Source organism: Stenotrophomonas sp. RG-453 (genome assembly GCF_033843685.1).
Taxonomy (GTDB): domain Bacteria; phylum Pseudomonadota; class Gammaproteobacteria; order Xanthomonadales; family Xanthomonadaceae; genus Stenotrophomonas; species Stenotrophomonas bentonitica_A.
This window is the reverse complement of record NZ_JAMYED010000010.1, coordinates 65,562-85,416: the sequence shown is the minus strand read 5'-3', so window position 1 is coordinate 85,416 and position 19,855 is coordinate 65,562. Positions and strand designations below refer to the sequence as shown.

The 19,855-nt window shown below is 67.3% G+C and carries 18 protein-coding genes; 9 read left to right on the top strand and 9 right to left on the bottom strand.

Annotation, left to right across the window (positions count from 1 at the left end; all coding sequences use genetic code 11):
- Nucleotides 1-115 precede the first annotated feature (115 nt).
- Nucleotides 116-1,012 (bottom strand): DMT family transporter, encoded by an 897-nt coding sequence (locus NJD74_RS17865; protein ID WP_019183662.1) that lies wholly within the window; start codon nucleotides 1,010-1,012, stop codon nucleotides 116-118.
- Nucleotides 1,013-1,089: 77 nt separating this feature from the next.
- Here NJD74_RS17865 and NJD74_RS17860 point away from each other — a divergent pair, with 77 nt between their 5' ends.
- Complete coding sequence (locus NJD74_RS17860; protein ID WP_046273152.1) at nucleotides 1,090-1,572, top strand: YajQ family cyclic di-GMP-binding protein; 483 nt, start codon at nucleotides 1,090-1,092, stop codon at nucleotides 1,570-1,572.
- A 204-nt stretch (nucleotides 1,573-1,776) separates the two neighbouring features.
- On the opposite strand, the gene NJD74_RS17855 is transcribed toward NJD74_RS17860, so the two are convergent.
- From NJD74_RS17855 to NJD74_RS17845, 3 genes are all read right to left on the bottom strand, one after another.
- Nucleotides 1,777-2,877 carry a helix-turn-helix domain-containing protein gene (locus NJD74_RS17855; protein ID WP_102789381.1) on the bottom strand — a complete coding sequence of 367 codons (1,101 nt, stop codon included), beginning with the start codon at nucleotides 2,875-2,877 and terminating at the stop codon, nucleotides 1,777-1,779.
- Between the two features lie 88 nt (nucleotides 2,878-2,965).
- Nucleotides 2,966-4,093: an NAD(P)-dependent alcohol dehydrogenase gene (locus tag NJD74_RS17850; RefSeq protein WP_319624706.1), complete on the bottom strand. Its 1,128-nt coding sequence runs from the start codon at nucleotides 4,091-4,093 to the stop codon at nucleotides 2,966-2,968.
- 14 nt (nucleotides 4,094-4,107) lie between these two features.
- Nucleotides 4,108-5,571, bottom strand: coding sequence for a benzaldehyde dehydrogenase (locus NJD74_RS17845; RefSeq protein ID WP_174704362.1), 1,464 nt, complete (start codon nucleotides 5,569-5,571; stop codon nucleotides 4,108-4,110).
- Between the two features lie 210 nt (nucleotides 5,572-5,781).
- Here NJD74_RS17845 and NJD74_RS17840 point away from each other — a divergent pair, with 210 nt between their 5' ends.
- Entirely contained in the window at nucleotides 5,782-6,360 is a 579-nt protein-coding gene (locus NJD74_RS17840; RefSeq protein ID WP_319624705.1) for a DUF1415 domain-containing protein, read from the top strand.
- Nucleotides 6,351-7,151 (top strand): SDR family oxidoreductase, encoded by an 801-nt coding sequence (locus tag NJD74_RS17835; protein ID WP_102789378.1) that lies wholly within the window; start codon nucleotides 6,351-6,353, stop codon nucleotides 7,149-7,151. The genes NJD74_RS17840 and NJD74_RS17835 overlap by 10 nt, the downstream gene beginning before the upstream one ends.
- A gap of 50 nt (nucleotides 7,152-7,201) precedes the next feature.
- Here the strand turns inward: NJD74_RS17835 and NJD74_RS17830 are convergent, their stop codons facing one another.
- On the bottom strand, nucleotides 7,202-9,235 hold the full coding sequence (locus tag NJD74_RS17830) for a M3 family metallopeptidase (RefSeq protein WP_319624704.1): 2,034 nt from the start codon (nucleotides 9,233-9,235) through the stop codon (nucleotides 7,202-7,204).
- Nucleotides 9,236-9,353: 118 nt separating this feature from the next.
- The gene (locus NJD74_RS17825; RefSeq protein ID WP_019183654.1) at nucleotides 9,354-10,466 is read right to left on the bottom strand and encodes a PLP-dependent cysteine synthase family protein; all 1,113 of its coding nucleotides are present in this window, start codon (nucleotides 10,464-10,466) and stop codon (nucleotides 9,354-9,356) included.
- 112 nt (nucleotides 10,467-10,578) lie between these two features.
- Here NJD74_RS17825 and gloA point away from each other — a divergent pair, with 112 nt between their 5' ends.
- Nucleotides 10,579-11,106: a lactoylglutathione lyase gene (gene gloA, locus NJD74_RS17820; protein WP_261998109.1), complete on the top strand. Its 528-nt coding sequence runs from the start codon at nucleotides 10,579-10,581 to the stop codon at nucleotides 11,104-11,106.
- Nucleotides 11,107-11,154: 48 nt separating this feature from the next.
- On the opposite strand, the gene NJD74_RS17815 is transcribed toward gloA, so the two are convergent.
- Entirely contained in the window at nucleotides 11,155-11,517 is a 363-nt protein-coding gene (locus tag NJD74_RS17815; RefSeq protein WP_319624703.1) for a hypothetical protein, read from the bottom strand.
- A gap of 148 nt (nucleotides 11,518-11,665) precedes the next feature.
- On the opposite strand from NJD74_RS17815, the gene NJD74_RS17810 reads away from it, so the two are divergent.
- From NJD74_RS17810 to NJD74_RS17800, 3 genes are all read left to right on the top strand, one after another.
- Entirely contained in the window at nucleotides 11,666-12,100 is a 435-nt protein-coding gene (locus NJD74_RS17810; RefSeq protein WP_319624702.1) for a VOC family protein, read from the top strand.
- Nucleotides 12,101-12,174: 74 nt separating this feature from the next.
- A complete protein-coding gene (locus tag NJD74_RS17805; RefSeq protein WP_070425983.1) occupies nucleotides 12,175-13,479 on the top strand; it encodes a putative DNA modification/repair radical SAM protein in 1,305 nt (434 codons plus the stop codon).
- A gap of 1 nt (nucleotide 13,480) precedes the next feature.
- Nucleotides 13,481-14,932 (top strand): UdgX family uracil-DNA binding protein, encoded by a 1,452-nt coding sequence (locus tag NJD74_RS17800; RefSeq protein ID WP_102789373.1) that lies wholly within the window; start codon nucleotides 13,481-13,483, stop codon nucleotides 14,930-14,932.
- Nucleotides 14,933-14,991: 59 nt separating this feature from the next.
- Here NJD74_RS17800 and NJD74_RS17795 read toward each other — a convergent pair whose 3' ends face one another.
- Both NJD74_RS17795 and glmS read right to left on the bottom strand, forming a co-directional pair.
- On the bottom strand, nucleotides 14,992-15,423 hold the full coding sequence (locus NJD74_RS17795) for a CBS domain-containing protein (RefSeq protein WP_070425985.1): 432 nt from the start codon (nucleotides 15,421-15,423) through the stop codon (nucleotides 14,992-14,994).
- A 346-nt stretch (nucleotides 15,424-15,769) separates the two neighbouring features.
- On the bottom strand, nucleotides 15,770-17,611 hold the full coding sequence (gene glmS, locus NJD74_RS17790) for a glutamine--fructose-6-phosphate transaminase (isomerizing) (protein ID WP_019183647.1): 1,842 nt from the start codon (nucleotides 17,609-17,611) through the stop codon (nucleotides 15,770-15,772).
- A 203-nt stretch (nucleotides 17,612-17,814) separates the two neighbouring features.
- Between glmS and NJD74_RS17785 the strand changes: the two genes are divergently transcribed.
- Both NJD74_RS17785 and NJD74_RS17780 read left to right on the top strand, forming a co-directional pair.
- Nucleotides 17,815-19,080, top strand: a complete 1,266-nt coding sequence (locus NJD74_RS17785; RefSeq protein ID WP_019183646.1) for an efflux RND transporter periplasmic adaptor subunit — start codon at nucleotides 17,815-17,817, stop codon at nucleotides 19,078-19,080.
- 42 nt (nucleotides 19,081-19,122) lie between these two features.
- Nucleotides 19,123-19,848: an ABC transporter ATP-binding protein gene (locus NJD74_RS17780; RefSeq protein WP_019183645.1), complete on the top strand. Its 726-nt coding sequence runs from the start codon at nucleotides 19,123-19,125 to the stop codon at nucleotides 19,846-19,848.
- The last annotated feature ends 7 nt before the right edge of the window (nucleotides 19,849-19,855 follow it).

Here is a 19,855-nt window from a genome sequence, read left to right as displayed (position 1 = left end):
GGGGCGTGCAGCCTACCAGCGCGGGGCGGCCCTGGCCCGTGCGGTTGCGCGGAATGATATTCCGTTTGGTTCTAAGGGAACGTGATCCGGTCGGCCTGGCGGGCGCCTGCCGGGCTCAGGGATGATCCAGCGGCCTGGGCGGCTCGACCCGGCGGACCCGCTCGCGGTGAAGCAGGTACAGGCCCGAGGCCACGATGATGGCTGCGCCCAGCCAGGTCACCTGGTCGGGCAGCACGCCCCAGAACAACAGGTCCCAGCCGATCACCCAGACCAGCCCGGTGTATTCCAGCGGCGCGATCATCGACGCTTCGCCCAGCTGGAAGGCCCGGGTCAGGGCGACCTGCCCCCCTGCCCCGGCCAGGCCCATGCCCGCGATCAGGGCCGCGTGGCCCAACTGCAGCGGCTGCCAGTCCGGGATCGCGAGCAGGCCGGCGCCGACGGCCATGATCACCAGGAACCACACCACCATCGACTGCGGGGTATCGGTCCGGGTCAGCATGCTGACCGTGATCGCGGCCAGCGCATAGGCGGTGGCCGCGAGCAGCACCATCAGGCCGGGGAAGGAGATGATCCCGCCAACGCCGGGGCGCAGCACCACCAGCACGCCGATCAGGCCGATGCCGATGGCGATCCAGCGGCGCGGGCCGACGTGCTCGCCGAGCAGCGGTACCGAGAGCGCGGCGATCAGCAGCGGGGCGACGAAGTAGATGGTGTAGGCGGTGGACAGCGGCAGGCTGCGCAGCGCGTAGACGAAGCAGCCGATCATCGCCATGCCGAGCACGCCGCGCAGCAGGTGCAGGCCCCAGCGCCTGGGCACCAGCGAGCGCGGGCCGGCCGTGGCCAGCACCCAGACCAGCACGAACGGCAGCGACGCCGCGCCGCGCAGGAAGGTCACCTGCAGGGTGGGATAGCTGGCCGACAGCTGCTTCATGCCGGCATCCATCAGCGAGAAGCAGGCCACGGCCATGAGCATCCAGGCGACGGCGCGGGTGGGGGAGCGTTGCGTGTTCATGACCCATTATCGCCGGGTTGGCCGGGCCGTCCATGGTGGGTTGGTAGAATGGGGTATTCACCCGCTGGAGTTTTCCGATGCCCTCTTTTGACGTTGTTTCCGAAGTCGACACCCACGAGCTGACCAACGCGGTCGATCAGGCCAACCGCGAGTTGTCCACGCGCTTCGATTTCAAGGGGGTGGACGCCAAGTTCGTGCTGGAGGACGGCGTGATCAACCAGTCCGCGCCGAGCGATTTCCAGTTGCAGCAGATGACGGACATCCTGCGCCAGCGCTTGATCGCGCGGAAGATCGATGCGGCGTGCCTGGAGTTCGGGGATATCGAGACGAATCTGGCCGGTGCGCGGCAGAAGATCACGGTCAAGCAGGGCATCGAGCAGAAGGTGGCCAAGAAGATCGCGGCGAAGATCAAGGAGGCCAAGTTGAAGGTGGACAGCCAGATCAATGGCGACAAGCTGCGGGTGACGGGCAAGAAGCGCGATGATCTGCAGGATGCGATGGCGCTGCTGCGGAAGGAGACCTTCGAGGTTCCGCTGCAGTTCGATAATTTCCGCGATTGATCTTGGCCGAAGGGCTGTAGCGAAGAGCGCTGGCGATTCATTGCTGGTGTGCTGCGTCGGCGGATGGGCGGGCAAAGCGGTCGTGCCCGCCCCTGCCGGCGACCAGGCGATATCCCATCGGTAGTGCCGGCCGCTGGCCGGCAACCTCGTTGCGCAGATCGAAAAGATGCGGCTTCCGGCGTGTGTACCGCCGGGCGCGGGTCACTACGCGCGAATCAGCTTGTACAGGGTGGTGCGTGAGATGCCGAGCTGGCGCGCGGCGGCGCTGACGTTGCCCTGGTGGGCGGCCACGGCGTCGCGGACGTGCTGTGTGTTCTGCGCACGCAGCGAGGCGTTGGCGGCGTTGACGGGCTGTGCGGCGAGCTTGCGGCTGGCATGCGGTGCGAGTGGTCCGCGCAGGTACTGGACATGCACGGCCGTGTCTTCGTCCAGGCGGACCCGGTGGGCCGGGCCGGTCTGCAGGAGGCGGCGGCGCTGATGGGCGCTGGCGCCGGCAAACAGGCCGTGCAGGGTGAGGATCGGCAAGGGCCCGCGGCGCGGGAGTCCGAACAGGCGGCGGGCCACGCGGTTGGCGGCGCGGACGCGTCCGTCTTCTTCGATGGCCAACAGTCCCTGCAGGGGGGAGTGCAGCCAGCGGGCGTCGTGCTGGACGGCCAGCAGATGACAGGGACGGTGGTCCTGCATCAGCCGGTTTTCGGCGGAAAGGGCGGCCTGGCGGAAGTAGCCGTGCAGCAGCTCGGCATCGCGCTCGCCGGTGCCGGTGATGTCCAGGGCCCCCAGCACTTCGCCATCCAGCCCGTGCAGCGGCACGCTCAGGCAGAACACGGTGGCGAAGCGATCCAGGTAGTGTTCGTTGCCGCGTACAAGCGCGGGCGCGTCTTCGGCCAGGCTGCAGGCCGGTGCCGTGGTGCCGATGTCGATCTCGCGCAGGCGGCGGCCGATCTGGATCGGGCGCAGCACCGGCACGTCGGCCAGGCCATGTTCGCGCTGGGCGACGACCAGGCCGTCGGCGTTGACGCAGAACAGGGTCCATTGGCGGCCACCGAAGGCGGCCCAGAGATGGTCCATGTCCTCGCGCACACAGCGTGCGAGGCGGCGGTCGGCCGGGTCGTCCAGGCGGGTGGCGCCCGCGGCAAGGGGCGCGTAGTACGGCGCCTGCCGCGGCTGTACGCCGGCCTGGCGCGAACGCTCCCAGGAGCGCAGTACCGGCGGGCTGACCACGCTGTCCATCAGCGCGCCGCCCTCGGCAAAGCGCTGACGGGCGGCGGCCAATACCTGCTGCTGTTCCAGAACCATCGCGGCCATCGGTCGATCTCCACCTCGGACCGACAGGCTACTCCGGCAAAGCTGACTGCTGCGTCGTCGCAGGCACGCATGCCTGCGACGGAGCGTTTCACCCGCCGATGGTCAGGATCGGCTTGAGGGTCACGCCGCGGGTGCTGTCCTCGGCGGCCTGGTTGATCTGGTCCAGCGGGTAGAGCTTCACCAGTTTGTCGAACGGGAAGCGGCCCTGCTGGTACAGCTGCACCAGCTGCGGGATGAACACCTTCGGCACGCTGTCGCCTTCAACGATGCCGCGGATGCTGCGCCCGCCCAGCAGCAGGTTGTTGACGTCGAACTCGGCCTTGGTGCCCAGCTTCGGAGCACCCACCACGCCGATCACGCCCAGCCCCCCAAGCGCCTCGATGCCCTGTGCCAGCACGTCCGGGCGCCCGGTGGATTCCAGGGCGAAGTTCGCCCCGCCGCCGGTGATCTCGCGCACGGCGTCGACGACGTCGACCTCGCGGCTGTTTATCACATGGGTGGCGCCGAGTTCCTTGGCCAGTTCCAGGCGCGACGGCACCACATCGATGGCGATGATCGTGGTCGCACCGGCCACGCGCGCGGCCATCACCGCGCTCAGGCCGACCGCGCCGGCACCGAAGCTGGCGAAGCTGCTGCCGGCGGTGACCTTGAGCGAGTTGATCACGGCACCGGCACCGGTCTGGATGCCGCAGCCGAGCGGGCCGAGCAGTTCGATCGGCGCATCGTCAGGCACCTTGATCGCGTTGTTTTCGCGGCTCAGTGCGTAGGTGGCGAACGAAGACTGTGCGAAGAAATGATCGTGCAGCGGCTTGCCGTCCGGATCCTGGATGGCGGTGGAACCGTCCAGTGCACCGCCGCCGAAGTTCAGGCCGAAGAAGTCCTTGCAGTACGCGCCGTGGCCGCCGCTGCAGGGATTGCAGTGGCCGCAGGCGCCGTAGGTCAGCACGACATGGTCACCGACCTTGAGATCTTTCACGCCCGGGCCGAGTGCTTCAACGATGCCCGCACCTTCATGGCCGAGCACCGCCGGCAGCGGCACGGGATAGTACTGGTCGCGCACGATCAGGTCGGTATGGCACAGGCCGGTGGCGACTACGCGCACCAGCACTTCATCGTCCTGCGGCCCACGGATGCGCGCCTTCTCGATCGTGAAAGGCTGTTCTTTTTCGCGCACCACGGCCACGGTGATGTCGCGCAGTTCTGCTGTTGCGGTCATGAGGGTCTCCTGGATCAGATCGGGTAGGCGGGCGCTTCGCCCTTGACGGTCATCCACTGCCACTGGGTGAACTCGTCGATGTTGGACGGGCCACCGATGCTGGTGCCATTGCCGGAGGCGCCGACGCCACCGAACGGATTGATCACCTCATCGTTCACGGTCTGGTCGTTGATGTGCAGCAGGCCGGTGCGCAACCGTTCGCCCAGCTTCAGTGCGCGGCCGACATTGCTCGACACGATCGCCATCGACAGGCCGTACTCGCTGTCGTTGGCCAGCTCCACCGCCTCATCATCGGTATCGAAGGGCACGACCACCGCGACCGGTGCGAAGATCTCTTCGTGGAAGGCCGGGTTGTCGCGGCCCACATCGCTGAGCACGGTCGGTTCGAAGAACAGGTCCTTGTACCCACCGCCGGTCGCGAGCGTGGCACCAGCCGCCTGCGCTTCGGCAACGATGCGCGCGGCATGGTCACGCTGCTGGGCGTTGATCAGCGGCCCGATCGCCACCTCCCCATCGGCCGGATTGCCGACCTTGAGCGACTTGGCCTTGGCCACCAGCTTTTCCAGGAACCGCGCATGGATGCTGCGCTGGACCAGCACGCGGCCGGTGGCCATGCAGATCTGGCCCTGGTGCAGGTAGACGCCCCACGCGGTGTTGGCGATGGCCAGGTCCATGTCGGCATCGTCGAGCACGATCAGCGAGTTCTTGCCGCCCAGTTCCAGCGATACCTTCTTCAGGTGCTTGCCGGCCGCTTCGCCGACCTTGCGCCCCGCGCCGGTGGAGCCGGTGAACTGGATCATCGCGATGTTCGGGTCACTGGTCAGCGCCGCACCGGCGGCGCCATCGCCCGGCAGCACGTGCAGCAGGCCTGCCGGCAGCCCGGCCAGTTCGAACAGGCGCGCGATCACGAAGCCACCGCACACGGCGGTGCGCGGATCGGGCTTGAGCACCACCGCGTTGCCCAGCGCCAAGGCCGGGGCCACGGCACGCATGGCCAGGTACAGCGGGAAGTTGAACGGCGAGATCACGCCGACCACGCCGAGTGGGCGGCGGCGCGCCAGATTCAAACGGCCCGGTTCGGACGGCAGCACCTCGCCGATGCTGCGCGAGGGCAGTGCCGCGGCCTCATGCAGCGCCTTGGTGTTCACCTTGGCCTCGAAACCGGCCTTGAGCTGGGTGGAGCCGCTTTCGCGGACCAGCCACTGCACGATCTCGTCGTTGTGTTCTTCGGCCAACTGCGCCGCGCGGCGCAGCACCTGCGCGCGGGTGTCATACGGGGCGCTGGCCCAGTCGCGCTGCGCCTTGGCGGCGGTGGCGGCGGCGCGCGCGATCTGTGCCGGGTCGGCCATCGCGATCTCGCCCAGGCGCTCGCCGGTCGCCGGCTCGACCACGTGCTGGGTGCCGGCACCCGCGGCCCACTGGCCATCGAACAGCTTGCCGGACCACGTGGCCGTCGGCAGGAATGCATGTGTTGCCATCACTGAGAACTCCTTGCGTCGTGTACGCGGCCATTGGATACCCGCAGCCGGCCACTGCCTATTGGCCGCTGGAAGGATCACTGCAAGTGATTGCCGGATAAGGAATTTCCAGCATGACCGGTGTCCAGTTAATGGACAGTGGAGCCGATCGGGCGTCCACTTCACCGCCGCGCCGTACAATCAACGGCCCCGCCAGCGACCCCGCCCGCCATGAACGATGCCTTCCTCACCGCCACCCGCGACCCCATTGCCGAGACCCGGAAATGGCTGGAGCAGATCGTGATCGGCCTGAACCTGTGCCCGTTCGCCAAGGCGGTGTACGTCAAGGACCAGGTGCGGTTCGTGCTCAGTGATGCGACCACGCCGGAGGCGCTGGTCGAGGAACTGGCCGAAGAGCTGATCCTGCTGCGCGACACGCCCGCCGAGCAGATCGACACCACCCTGATCGTGCACCCGGACGTGCTGACCGATTTCCTGGAGTACAACGACTTCCTCGACAACGCCGATGCAGCGATCGAGGCACTGGATCTGCAGGGCATCCTGCAGGTGGCCAGCTTCCATCCGCAGTACCAGTTCGCCGGCGTGGCCCCGGATGACGTGAGCAATTACACCAACCGCGCGCCCTACCCGACTCTGCACCTGCTGCGCGAAGACAGCGTCGAGCGCGCGGTCGCGGCCTTCCCGGATCCGCACGTGATCGTGGAGCGCAACATCGAGACGCTGGACAAACTCGGCATCGAAGGCTGGACGCGCCTGCTGGGCCGCAACGAGATGCCGCCGTGTCACTGACCCCGACCCTCCTCGACTGGCCGGCACAGCCGCTGCGCGACCGCGTGGTGGTGATCACCGGGGGTGCGCAGGGCGTGGGGCGCGGCATCGCGCAATCGGTGCTCGGCGCGGGCGGCAGCGTGATGATCGCCGACCTGGATGCCGATGCCGGCAAGGCCTGCCTGAAGGAATGGGCATTGCCGGAGCGCGCGGCGTTCCAACGCGCGGACGTGGCCAGCGAACGCAGCGTGCAGGCGCTGATGAAGGCGACGCTGAAGCGCTTCGGGCGCATGGATGGCCTGGTCAACAATGCCGGCATCGCCAGTGCGCATGGCACGCCCCTGGCCCAGATGCCGCTGGCCGAGTGGCAACGCCGCCTCTCCAGCCTGCATGGCGCCTTCCTGTGCAGCAAGCATGCCCTGCCCGCCCTGCGCGAGCATGCCGGGGCGATCATCAACATCGCCTCCACGCGTGCCTGGCAGTCCGAACCGGACAGTGAAGCCTACGCCGCGGCCAAGGGCGGGCTGGTCGCCTTCACCCATGCATTGGCGTTGAGCGAAGGGTCGGCCGTGCGGGTCAACAGCATCAGCCCCGGCTGGATCACCACCGATGCCTGGCAGGCGCCCTCACGGCGACGCACGCCCAAACTGTCCCGTCGCGATCATGCGCAGCACCCGGTCGGCCGCGTTGGCCAGCCGCCGGACATCGGCGCGTTGGCGGTCTTCCTGCTCTCGGACCTGGCCGGCTTCATCACCGGCCAGGACCACATCGTCGACGGCGGCATGAGCCGGAAGATGATCTACGCGGAGTGATCAACGTGCCGCGGTAGCACACACGATCCCGCTGCCGGGTAGTGCCGGGGTCACACCATCCCGTTATGCCGCAGCAGCGCGTCCACTGTCGGCGCGCGGCCACGGAAGGCGGCGAAGTTCTCGGCCGCACTGCGGCTGCCGCCCCGTGAGAGCACTTCATCGCGGAAGCGCTGGCCGGTCTCGGTCACTTTGTCCGGGGCCTCCTCGAACGCGGCGTAGGCATCGGCGCTGAGCACCTCGGCCCATTTGTAGCTGTAGTAGCCGGCCGCATAGCCACCGGCAAAAATGTGGCTGAACTGGTTGGGGAAGCGATTCCACGCCGGCGGCCGGTTGACGGCCACTTCATCGCGGACGCGTTCCAACAGCGCCTGCACGCTGTCCTGGGTCGGATCGAACTCGCTGTGCAACTGCATATCGAACAGCGCGAATTCCAGCTGGCGCACGGTGAACATGCCGCTCTGGAAATTGCGTGCGGACAGCATGCGGTCGAACAGCGCACGCGGCAGCGGCTCACCGGTGGCTACGTGTGCGGTCATCGCCTGCACGCGGTCCCATTCCCAGCAGAAGTTCTCCATGAACTGGCTCGGCAGTTCCACCGCGTCCCACTCCACGCCGTTGATGCCGGCCACGCCCAGCTCACCGATGCGGGTCAACAACTGATGCAGGCCGTGCCCCATCTCATGGAACAGCGTGGTCACATCGCTGTGGCTGAAGGTGGCCGGCTGCCCTTGTGCACCCTTGCCGAAGTTGCAGACCAGGTACACCAGCGGCGTCTGCACGCCGGCGGCGGTCTCGCGGCGGTTGCGGCAATCGTCCATCCACGCGCCACCGCGCTTGCCTTCGCGCGCGTACAGATCCAGATAAAACTGGCCGACCAGCGCGCCCTGCGCATCGACCACGCGGAAGAAGCGCACATCCGGATGCCACACCGGCGCGCTGTCCGGCTGCACCGCCAGGCCATACAGGCTGCGGATCACACTGAACAGGCCGTCCAGCACCTTCGGCTCCGTGAAGTACTGCTTCACGTCCTGCTCGGAATAGCTGTAACGCGCCTGTTTCAGTTTCTCCGCGGCAAACGCCAGGTCCCACGCCTCCAGCGCGGCCATGCCCAGCTCGTCGCGCGCGAAGGCCTCCAGCTCGGCACGGTCGCGCTGCGCGTACGGCTTGGCACGCGCGGCAAGATCACGCAGGAAGCCCAGTACCTGCGGCGCATCCTCGGCCATCTTGGTGGCGATCGAGTACTCGGCGTAGTTGGCAAAGCCCAGCAGCGTGGCCAGCTCCGCGCGCAGCGCCAGTACGCGATCGATGTTGCCGCTGTTGTCCAGCGTGGCATCGCCGAATTCAGACGCGCGGATCGCATTGGCGCGGTACAGCGCTTCGCGCAGCGGGCGATGTTCGGCGTAGGTCTGCACCGGGATGTAGCACGGCATCTGCAGGGTCAGCTTCCAGCCGGCCAGGCCCTCCTTCTCCGCGGCAGCGCGGGCCGCGGCGATCACATCGTCCGGCAGGCCGGCGAGCTCGGCGGGGTCCTGCACGTGCAGCGACCAGGCATCGGTCGCATCGAGCACGTTCTGCGAGAACGTCGCCGACAGCGCGGACAGCTCCTCGCGGATCGCGCTGTACCGCGCCTTGCCGGCGTCATCGAGTTCAGCACCGCCCAGGCGGAAATCGCGCAGCGCGTTCTCCAGCACTTTGCGGCGTGCCGCGTCGTACTGCGCCGCTTCGGGCGCGTCGGCCAGGGCACGGTACTGCTGGTAGAGCGCCAGGTTCTGGCCCAGCGCGCTGCCGAAGCGCGTCACCTTGGGCAGGTTGGCGTTGTAGGCCTCGCGCAGCGCAGGGGTGTTCACCACGGCCTGCAGGTGGCCCACCTGGCCCCACGCGCGCCACAGGCGCTCGGTGGCGTCGTCCAGCGGCTCGACGAAGCTCGCCCAGGTCACCGGGGAGACCGTTTCGGCGGTTTTCACCGCGGCTTCGGCGTCGGCCAGCAGGGCATCGATCGCCGGGGCGATGTGCTCGGGCTGGATCGCATCGAAACGCGGCAGGCCGGAAAAATCGAGCAGAGGATTGGTGGGGGTCACAGGCATCTCCAGACAACGGGGCCGCTGCAGCGGCATCACCCCACGATATGGCATTGGCCCCCACCCCACACAAGCCCCCGGGGTACGCCGATGGGCCCGGTTCACGCCCGCCCGGGCGCCCCGCTCAGTACAGTGCTTCCAGCGAGACGCACGGCAGCACCGGCAGCCCCTTGCCCGCCACCGCGGCCGCAAGCACCGCATCGGCGCCGTCCACGTCGATGGCCTGTTTCGGGTACCACTCCGGGTTGTAGTAGCTGTGTGCGTAGCGGTCACCGCTGTCACACAGGATGGTCACGATCGAGCCGCTGCGGCCCGCATCGCGCATCAGCTGCGCGGCCTGCAGCACGCCGATGAAGTTGGTGCCGGTGGAGCCGCCCACGCGGCGCCCCAGTTGGCGGCTGACGTGGCGCATCGCGGCCAGGCTCAGCGCATCGGGCACTTTGACCATCGCATCGACGCTGGTCGGAATGAAGCTCGATTCCACCCGCGGCCGGCCGATGCCTTCCACCCGCGAACCGCCGCTGCAGGTCAGCTCACGCCAGGGCTGCCCTGCCAGCGCAGCGCAGTAGCCATCATAGAACACGGAGATTTCCGGGTCCGCGCACAGGATGCGCGTGTCATGGCGGCGGTAGCTCACGTAGCGGCCCAGCGTGGCCGCCGTGCCGCCGGTGCCCGGGCTGCACACGATCCACTCGGGTACCGGATGCGGCTCCTCGGCCATCTGCTTGAAGATTGATTCGGCGATGTTGTTGTTGGCACGCCAGTCGGTCGCGCGCTCGGCGTACGTGAACTGGTCCATGAAATGGCCGCCGGTTTCGCGGGCCAGCGTTTCCGAATCGGCGTTCAGGTCGCAGGCGCGCTCCACCAGATGGCAGCGGCCCCCGTGGAACTCGATCGCCGCGATTTTTTCCGGGGAGGTGGTGGCCGGCATCACCGCAATGAACGGCAGGCCCAGCAGCCGCGCGAAATACGCCTCGGACACAGCCGTGGAGCCGCTGGAGGCCTCGATCACCGGGCGCCCCTCACGCAGCCAGCCATTGGCCAGTGCATACAGGAACAGCGAGCGTGCCAGGCGATGTTTGAGGCTGCCGGTCGGGTGGCTGGACTCGTCCTTGAAATACAGGTCGATGCCCTCGAACCCGGGCAGGTCCATCGGAATCAGGTGGGTATCGGCCGAACGGTTGAAATCGGCGTCGATCTTGCGGATGGCCGCAGCCACCCATTCACGCTGGGACATGGATGAACGCTGGTCAGGAAGACACACCATTCTACCTGTCACGTGGCCCGGCCGGGACCGGTAAAATGAGGGGTCCGCCGCGCTGATGCGGCCCTGCCCCCCAGGAATCCCCATGAGCCTTGCCGCCCTCCAGAACTCTCCCGGCGTCGCCGCCACCGTGCCTGCCGAGACCGCCGGGTTCGTGTTCAACCACACCATGCTGCGCGTCAAGGACGCCACGGCCTCGCTGGATTTCTACACCCGCGTGCTGGGCTTCCGGCTGATCGACCTGCGCCACTTCCCCGAGGCCGAATTCAGTCTGTACTTCCTCGCCCTGCTGCCGGCCGGCACGCAGATTCCCGAGGGTGACGATGCCCGCCGCGTGTGGATGGCCGGCATCCCCGGCGTGCTCGAGCTGACCCACAACCATGGCACCGAAAACCAGGACGGCCCGGTCTATCACAACGGCAATGCCGACCCGCGTGGCTTCGGCCACATCTGCGTGTCCGTGCCGGACATCCAGGCCGCCTGCAAGCGCTTCGATGAGCTGCAGGTGCCTTACCAGAAGCGCCTGGAAGACGGCCGCATGAAGCACCTGGCCTTCATCAAGGACCCGGACGGCTACTGGGTGGAGATCATCTCCAACACGCCGATCGCCTGATCCCTGCGGCGGCGCAACGCACCGGCACCGGTCGGTGCGTTGCCGGTGCTACGGCTCGACCTGGAACTCGAACGCCGCATAGAACGGCGCCTTCGGTGGCACGAACAGGGTTTTCCCGGCGAAGCCTGCGTCCACGCAGCGTGCGACCGCCTCCTCGCCCTCGCGCCACGTGCGCACCACCCTGCCCTGCGCATCCAGCTGCAACACCACGGTGAACGCGGCCAGCGTCTGCGGCGCGGGAGTCGGCATGCAGCGCGTGAAGGCGGCACCCCCAACCGCGCTCATGCTGTCCACCATCGCCGTGTACGCCGCCGGTTCGAGGCTGGCCTCATCACGTTGCGCCCAGGCATGCACCTGTGGGTAGCCCGCGTCGCCGGCGACCGCCTGGGCCATCATCACCATCCACAGCATCGTGCCTCCTCCGCCTGCGCGTTCATGGCGCCAGCACGCAGCGTAGGTCACTGCGCGGGCCGGCGGAAGGGCCGCCGCCGGCACCGCCCTGCGCAACGCTGTGTCCGGTGGTATATCTGCGTCCCATCCCACCCTCTGTGGAGCAGGTATGGAAACGATGGAACTTCACCGCGGCCGCCTCATCGATCACCTGCAACTGGTGGTCAGGGACCTGGCGTCCAGCCGCCGCTTCTACCAGGCCGTGTTCGACGCGATCGGCATCCCGATCGCCGGCGAGGGCGACACGTATTTCTGGGCCGATGAGCTGTTCATTTCCACACCGGACAGCGAGGCGGCCCTCGGCCAGCTGACCGGCCGCCATCATCTTGCCTTCCAGGCCCGCGACCGCGCCACCGTGGAGGCCTTCCACCACGCGGCGCTGGCCAACGGCGGCAAGGACCACGGCGCGCCCGGCGAGCGCCCCTACCATCCGGGGTATTACGCCGCCTTCGTCCTGGATCCGGATGGCAACAACATCGAAGTGGTGTTCCATGGGCCGGCCGACTACAGCGCGGATTCGGTGAAGGTTAGCTTCCAAGGCTGAGCCGGAAGCTGAATTCTTCAGGGATGCATTGAAGCGTCTCACTGGATGAGATCGTGCCCCGCTACGGTCTTTCCATGGAGACGATCCGCAAACTGGCCATCCTTGCCGATGCCGCGAAATACGATGCGTCCTGCGCCTCCAGCGGTGCAGGCAAGCGCGACTCGCGTGCCTCGGGCGGCATCGGCAGCACCGAGGGAATGGGGATCTGCCACAGCTATACGCCCGACGGCCGGTGCGTGTCGCTGCTGAAGATCCTGCTGACCAACTTCTGCATCTACGACTGCGCGTACTGCGTCAACCGTGTCTCGAGCAATGTGCAGCGTGCGCGTTTCAGCGTGGAGGAAGTGGTCGCGCTGACGATGGATTTCTACAAGCGCAACTACATCGAAGGGCTGTTTCTCTCCAGCGGCATCATCCGCAACGCCGACTACACCATGGAGCAGATGGTGGAGGTCGCGCGCGTACTGCGCGAGGAACGTCGCTTCAGCGGCTACATCCACCTCAAGACGATTCCGGAAGCCTCGCCCGAACTGCTCGCGCTCGCCGGGCGACATGCGGACCGGCTCTCGATCAACATCGAGCTGCCGACCGAGGCCGGGCTGGCCAGCTTCGCGCCGGAGAAATCACTGCCCTCGATCCGCGGGGCGATGGGTGAGCTGCGCTGGCGCATCGAAGAAGCCAAGGAAGCAGGCAAGGCCCAGCCAGTGGCCGGCGCAGCATCGGCTCCCGTGCCCGCGCCTTCGGCACGCGGCCGCCGCGCGCGCGCGCCGCGTTTCGCGCCGGCCGGCCAGAGCACGCAGATGATCGTCGGTGCGGACGGTGCCAGCGACCAGCAGATCCTCGGCGCGGCCGACAATCTGTATGGCAACTACCGGATGCGCCGGGTCTACTACTCCGCGTTCAGTCCCATCCCCGATGCCAGCAAGGCCCTGCCCCTCCAGGCGCCGCCGCTGGCCCGCGAGCACCGTCTCTACCAGGCAGACTGGCTGCTGCGCTTCTATGGTTACGGCGTGGACGAGATCACCAGCACCACCCAGGGCGGGATGCTCGATCTGGATATCGACCCGAAGATGGCCTGGGCGATCCGCCATCCCGAACGTTTCCCGGTGGATCTCAACCTCGCCCCCAAGGAGCTGCTGCTGCGCGTACCCGGGCTGGGCGTGCGCAACGTCAAGCGGGTGCTGATGGCACGCCGTCATGGTCGGCTGCGCGTGGCCGATGTGGCGCGCCTGCGCGCACCGATGAGCAAGCTGCTGCCGTTCGTGCAGTTGGCCGACCATCACCCGCACCGCGCACTCGACGACCCGGCGGCGTTGCGTGCCCGGCTGGCCCCTCCGCCACAGCAAGGCTCGCTGTTCCCCGACACGGCCGCGCACTGAGATGGCGCGCTGGAGCGTGCGGGTCGACCCGGTGTGGTCGCTGGAGGCGTGGCGCACGGCTGCGCGGTTGGCCTTGCGCCACGCCGTTGCGCCGGATCAGCTGGACTGGCTGCAGGGCGAGGACATTTCGCTGCTGGATGCGCCGTCATTGCCGGCGCTCGATGATGATTCCGTGGTCTCGGCCGAGGCACCGATCCACGTGTCCAAGGCCTTCATCGAGCTGGCCGCCACCTGCCTGTGCCATCGCGATCCACAGCGGATGCCACTGCTGTACCGCATGCTCTGGCGCATCACCCACGGCGAGCGCAGCCTGCTCTCCAACCCGGCCGATGCGGACGTGCTGCGGGCCATGACACTGAGCCAGGCGGTGCGCCGCGACACGCACAAGATGAAGGCGTTCGTACGCTTCCGCGAGGTGCCGGGCGAAGACGATGCGTTCATCGCCTGGTTCGAGCCCGAGCACCATATCGTCGACCGCGTGGCACCCTTCTTCGCACGCCGCTTCGCCGGGATGCGCTGGGCGATCCTCACGCCGGGGCGCAGCGCACACTGGGATGGACAGGCGCTGTCGTTCGGTCCCGGCGGCCGCCAAAGCGATGCGCCTGTCGATGATGCCCGCGAAGAACTGTGGCGCACCTATTACGCCAACATCTTCAATCCGGCACGGCTGAATACCCGGATGATGCAGCAGGAGATGCCGGCCAAATACTGGAAGCACCTGCCGGAGGCCGCGTTGCTGCCGCAGCTGGTGCGGGACGCCGGCGATCGCGTGCAGGAGATGCACGACCGCGAAGCGCAGGCACCGCGTCGCCGCATCCCCCAACCCGCCTCGGGCTTGCCGGTCGTCGCGAAGGCTGCACCGGCCACGCTCGATACCCTGCGCGACGCCGCGTCGGCGTGTCGCCGCTGCCCCCTGTGGGAACCGGCCACGCAGACCGTGTTCGGTGAGGGCCCGGCCGACGCATCGATCATGCTGGTGGGTGAGCAACCCGGCGACAGCGAGGACCTCAGCGGGCACCCGTTCGTCGGCCCGGCAGGACAGCTGCTCGACCGTGCGCTGCGCGAGCTGGGGATCGAGCGCAGCGCGCTGTACATGACCAATGCGGTCAAGCACTTCCGCTTTGAACGGCGCGGCAAGCGGCGCATCCACAGCAAACCGCAGATCACCCACGTCAACGCCTGCCGGCCGTGGCTGATGGGGGAGATCGAAAACGTGCGACCGCAGGTGATCGTCTGCCTCGGTGCTACCGCGGCGACGGCGGTGTTCGGTGCCGGCTTCAACCTGATGGCGAACCACGGACGCTGGCACGTACTGGATGACGGCACGCGCGCCTTCGCGACGGTGCATCCGTCGTGGGTGTTGCGGCAAACCGGTGATGCAGCGCGCGATGGGGCCTATCAGCTGCTGAAGGGCGACCTCCAGCAGCTTGTCGAGGTCAAACGCCTACGCTGACCTCGTCCGGGGTTGCCAGCCAGCGGCCGGCAATGCCCGTCAGTACGGACCAGGCAGCGTCAGTGCGCTGCCATGTAGATGTCCTGCAGCACCGCTTTTTCCAGCTCGAGTTCACTGAGCAGGTTCTTGACGATGTCGCCCAGGCTCAGGATGCCGACCAGCGTGGCGCCCTCGGTCACCATCAGGTGACGATGGCGGGAATACGTCATCAGCGCCATCGCCTGCTTGAGCGTCGCATCCGGGCCGATGCCTTCCAGCCCTGCCGACGGCAGGCTGGAAATGACGCGTCGGCCGGCCTGGGGACCATCTTCCGCAAGGCTGCGCACGATGTCCTTCTCGGACACGATCCTTACCGGCGCATCGTCCTTCATGACCACCAGGGCGGCGATCTTGTGCGCGCTCATTTTGTGCGCGGCGGCACCGATGGTGTCTTCCACATCGATGGTGACGATGGCTTCTTTCTTGGATTGCAGGAGTTCGCGGACGTTCATTCTTGTTTCCTGTTACAGGTTACTGAAGTCGAGAGATGCGCCTGATTGCAGCGAGGTCGGTGGCGATGCCATGCAGTCCTCGGTCACTCGATTCTACGACCGCACCCTGGGCCAAAAGTTTGCAAATCTGGGACGGTTCGTCGTGGAAAGCAGTGGACGACCCCGAGAATGGCACCGCCAGTAAAACCGTCGCTGAATGCCGCCGCGGCCCACGACTAAAGTTCCACGCCCCCCTGCCGCCGGTAGAGCCACCGCGCGGCGCAACCGACGAACACGGTTACCTGACACCCACAAAAAAGGGGGCCGCGCGGCCCCCTTCTCCACATCCACAACGCGACGCGCGCGTTTATTCCACCGTCACGCTCTTGGCCAGGTTGCGCGGCTTGTCCACGTCTGTCCCGCGAGCCAGTGCGGTGTGGTATGCCAGCAGCTGCACCGGCAGGGTGTGCACGATCGGGCTGAGCACACCGGCGTGGCGCGGGGTGCGGATCACATGCACGCCTTCGGACGCGACGAAGTTGCTGTCCTGGTCGGCGAACACGAACAGCTCACCGCCGCGTGCACGCACTTCCTGCATGTTGGATTTGACCTTCTCCAGCAGGCTGTCGTTCGGCGCGATCACCACCACCGGCATGTCCTCATCCACCAGCGCCAGCGGGCCATGCTTCAGCTCGCCGGCCGGATAGGCCTCGGCGTGGATGTACGAGATCTCCTTGAGCTTGAGCGCGCCTTCCAGTGCGATCGGGTAATGCAGGCCCCGGCCCAGGAACAGGGCGTTGGCCTTGCGTGCGAAGCGCTCGGCCCAGGCCGCGATCTGCGGCTCCAGGTTCAGCGCGTGCTGCACGCTGCCGGGCAGGAAACGCAGCTGTTCCAGGTAGTCCGCTTCCTGCGCGGCATCGATGCGGCCGTGCAGCTTGCCCAGGACCATGGTGAGCTGGAACAAGGCAGCCAGCTGGGTGGTGAACGCCTTGGTCGAGGCAACGCCGATCTCGGCACCGGCGCGGGTGTAGCAGACCAGTTCGCTGGCGCGCGGAATCGCGCTCTCGGGCACGTTGCAGATCGAGAGCGTGTGCAGGTGGCCGAGCGACTTGGCGTACTTGAGTGCTTCCATCGTATCCAGCGTTTCGCCGGACTGGGAGATGGTGACGATCAGGTGCTTCGGGTTTGCGTAGGCAGCGCGGTAACGGTACTCGCTGGCGATCTCCACGCTGCACGGCAGGCCGGCAATGGATTCAATCCAGTAACGCGCGGTCAGGCCGGCGTAGTAGCTGGTACCGCAGGCGAGGATCTGCACGCCTTCGATGCCCGACAGCACGGCCTCGGCGTTCTTGCCGAACAGCGTGGCCGGGAAGCCACCGGCATCGATCGCCGCTTCGATGGTGTCACCCAGCGCACGCGGCTGCTCGTGGATTTCCTTCTGCATGAAGTGGCGGTACGGGCCCAGTTCCAGCGAGGCCAGCGACACATCGGACAGATGCACATCGCGCACGATCGGCTGGTTGTGCTCGTCGTAGACCTGCACGCTGTCGCGGCGGATGTCGGCCGTGTCGCCTTCTTCCAGGAAGATCACCTTGCGGGTGGCCTGGATGATCGCCGAGACATCGGAGGCCACGAAGTTCTCGCCTTCGCCCACGCCCACCAGTAGCGGACACCCCATGCGGGCGCAGACGAAATGGTCCGGCTCGGCACGGCTCATCACCGCCAGCGCATAGGCGCCGGTCAGTTCCTTGACCGTGCGCTGCAGCGCCGACAGCAGGCTGTCGCCTTCCTTGAGGTGATGGTGCATCAGGTGCGCGATCACTTCGGTGTCGGTCTGCGACTCGAAGGTGTAGCCCAGCGCGCGCAGCTTCTCGCGCTGCTCTTCATGGTTCTCGATGATGCCGTTGTGCACCAGCGCCACACCGTGACTGATGTGCGGGTGTGCATTGGCCTCGGTCACGCCCCCGTGGGTCGCCCAGCGGGTGTGGCCGATGCCGAGCAGCGACTGGAAGCCTTCGCTCGCGGCAGCCTTCTCCATCTCCGCCACCCGGCCGGTACGGCGCACGCGTCGGACATCGGGTTCGGCGGCGGTGGTATCGATCACGGCGATGCCGGAGGAATCGTAGCCCCGGTATTCCAGTCGCTTCAATCCTTCGATGAGTACCGGTACCACGTCGCGATGGGCGATCGCTCCCACAATGCCGCACATAGATTCAGATCCCTGCTGGTAAGCCTCGCATTCTAGCGTGGCGGCCCCGGCGGCTTGGGCGCTGTCGGCTTAACGAAAGTGTCCGGTCAGGTGTCCGCGGACACATGGACACCGGCCCAATTTTGCAAGCTGTTGTTTCCAAAGGGCTAAAAGTTGGCACGGAGTCTGCTTGGTACTCCACAACCCAACCGCGAACGAGCCCGATGATCCGCGACACTTCCGCCCAGGACCAGACCCTTTCTTCGCACGCCGCGCCCGCCCCGTGGAAGCGCTGGCTGTGGCCGGCGGTCGCCGCGCTGGTCGTGCTGGTGGCGATCGGCTTCGCCGCCCGTGCCTGGCTGGGGGCCAGCCGCTCCTACGACAGCGCCCGTGTCCGCATCGCCGAGGTCACCCGAGGCGACATGGTGCGCGACATCGCCGCCGACGGCCGCGTGATCGCCGCCAACAACCCGGTGCTGTATGCGATCTCCGCCGGCAACGTGAACCTGAAGGTCGTGGCCGGTGATGTGGTCAAGCAGGGCCAGGAACTGGCCGTGATCGACAGCCCCGAGCTGCGCAGCAAGCTGGCCCAGGAACAGGCCACGCTGGCCGGCCTGCAGGCCGAGGCAAGCCGCGCGACTCTGGATGCGACCCTGGCGCGCGCCACCGCGCAGAAGGACACTGACCAGGCCGTGATCGAACGCCAGGCCGCGGTGCGTGACCTGGAGCGATACAAGCGCGGCTTCGATGGCGGCGCGGTGCCGCAGGTGGACGTGGCCAAGGCCGAGGACACCGTCAAGAAGAGCGACATCCAGCTCGAGCACGCCCGCAAGGACGCCATGCTCAAGGCCCAGGGCGCCGATCTGGATGCCCGCAACAAGCGCCTGCTGGCCGATCGCCAGCGCGCGGTGGTGACCGAAGTGGAGCGCCAGGTGGACGCGCTCACGCTGCGTGCGCCCTTCGATGGCCAGGTCGGCCAGGTGCAGGCGACCCAGCACACCAACGTGGTCGCCAATGCGCCGATCCTGGGCGTGGTCGATCTGTCGCGCTTCGAGATCGAGATCAAGGTGCCGGAGAGCTTCGCCCGCGAGCTGACGATCGGCATGCCTGCGCAGCTGACCGGTGGCAGCGGCCAGTTCGCCGGCGAGATTTCCGCCGTCTCCCCGGAAGTAGTCGCCGGCGAGGTCAATGCCCGCATCCGCTTCGCCGACAAGCAGCCGCAGGGCCTGCGTCAGAGCCAGCGGATGCAGGCGCGCGTGCTGCTCGATACCCGCCGCAACGCACTCAAGATCGAACGTGGCCCGTTTGTCGAACAGGGCAACGGCTACGCCTATGTCATGGATGGCAGCCATGCCGTCCGTCGCCCGGTCAAGCTCGGCGTGAGCAGCCTGGGTGAAGTGGAAATCCTCTCTGGCCTGCAGCCCGGCGACCGCGTCGTGGTGTCCGGCAGCGATCTGTTCGGCGATGCCGAGCGCGTCTCCATCAACTGATTCAGTCCCTTTCGATCTTCTCGACCCTCAAAGGAAACAGCCATGCTTGAAATGCGCTCGGTCGCCAAAGTCTTCCGCACCGAACAGGTGGAAACCCATGCCCTGCGGTCGCTGGACCTGCACGTCCGCGAAGGCGAGTTCGTTGCCGTGACCGGTCCGTCCGGTTCGGGCAAGACCACCTTCCTCAACATCGCCGGCCTGCTGGAGACCTTCACCAGCGGCACCTACCTGCTCGACGGCCAGGATGTCAGCCAGCTCGGCGATGATGCGCGCAGCCGCCTGCGCAACCAGAAGATCGGCTTCATCTTCCAGGGCTTCAACCTGATCTCCGATCTCAACCTGTTCGACAACGTCGATGTGCCGCTGCGCTACCGCGGCATGCCCGCGGCCGAGCGCAAGGAGCGCATCGAGCACGCGCTGGCCCAGGTCGGCCTGGGCTCGCGCATGAAGCACTACCCGGCCGAACTCTCGGGCGGCCAGCAGCAGCGCGCCGCGATCGCGCGTGCGCTGGCCGGCAGCCCGCGCCTGCTGCTGGCCGATGAACCGACCGGCAACCTGGACAGCCAGATGGCCCGCGGCGTGATGGAGCTGCTGGAAGAAATCAACGCCAAGGGCACCACGATCGTGATGGTGACCCACGATCCGGAACTGGCCGCCCGCGCCAAGCGCAACGTGCACATCGTCGATGGCCAGGTCACCGACCTGCTGCGCGACCCGGTGCTCGCCACGCCGCGCCCCGCGGTTGCCGCTGCCATCGCCAACGACTGAGGCCGGC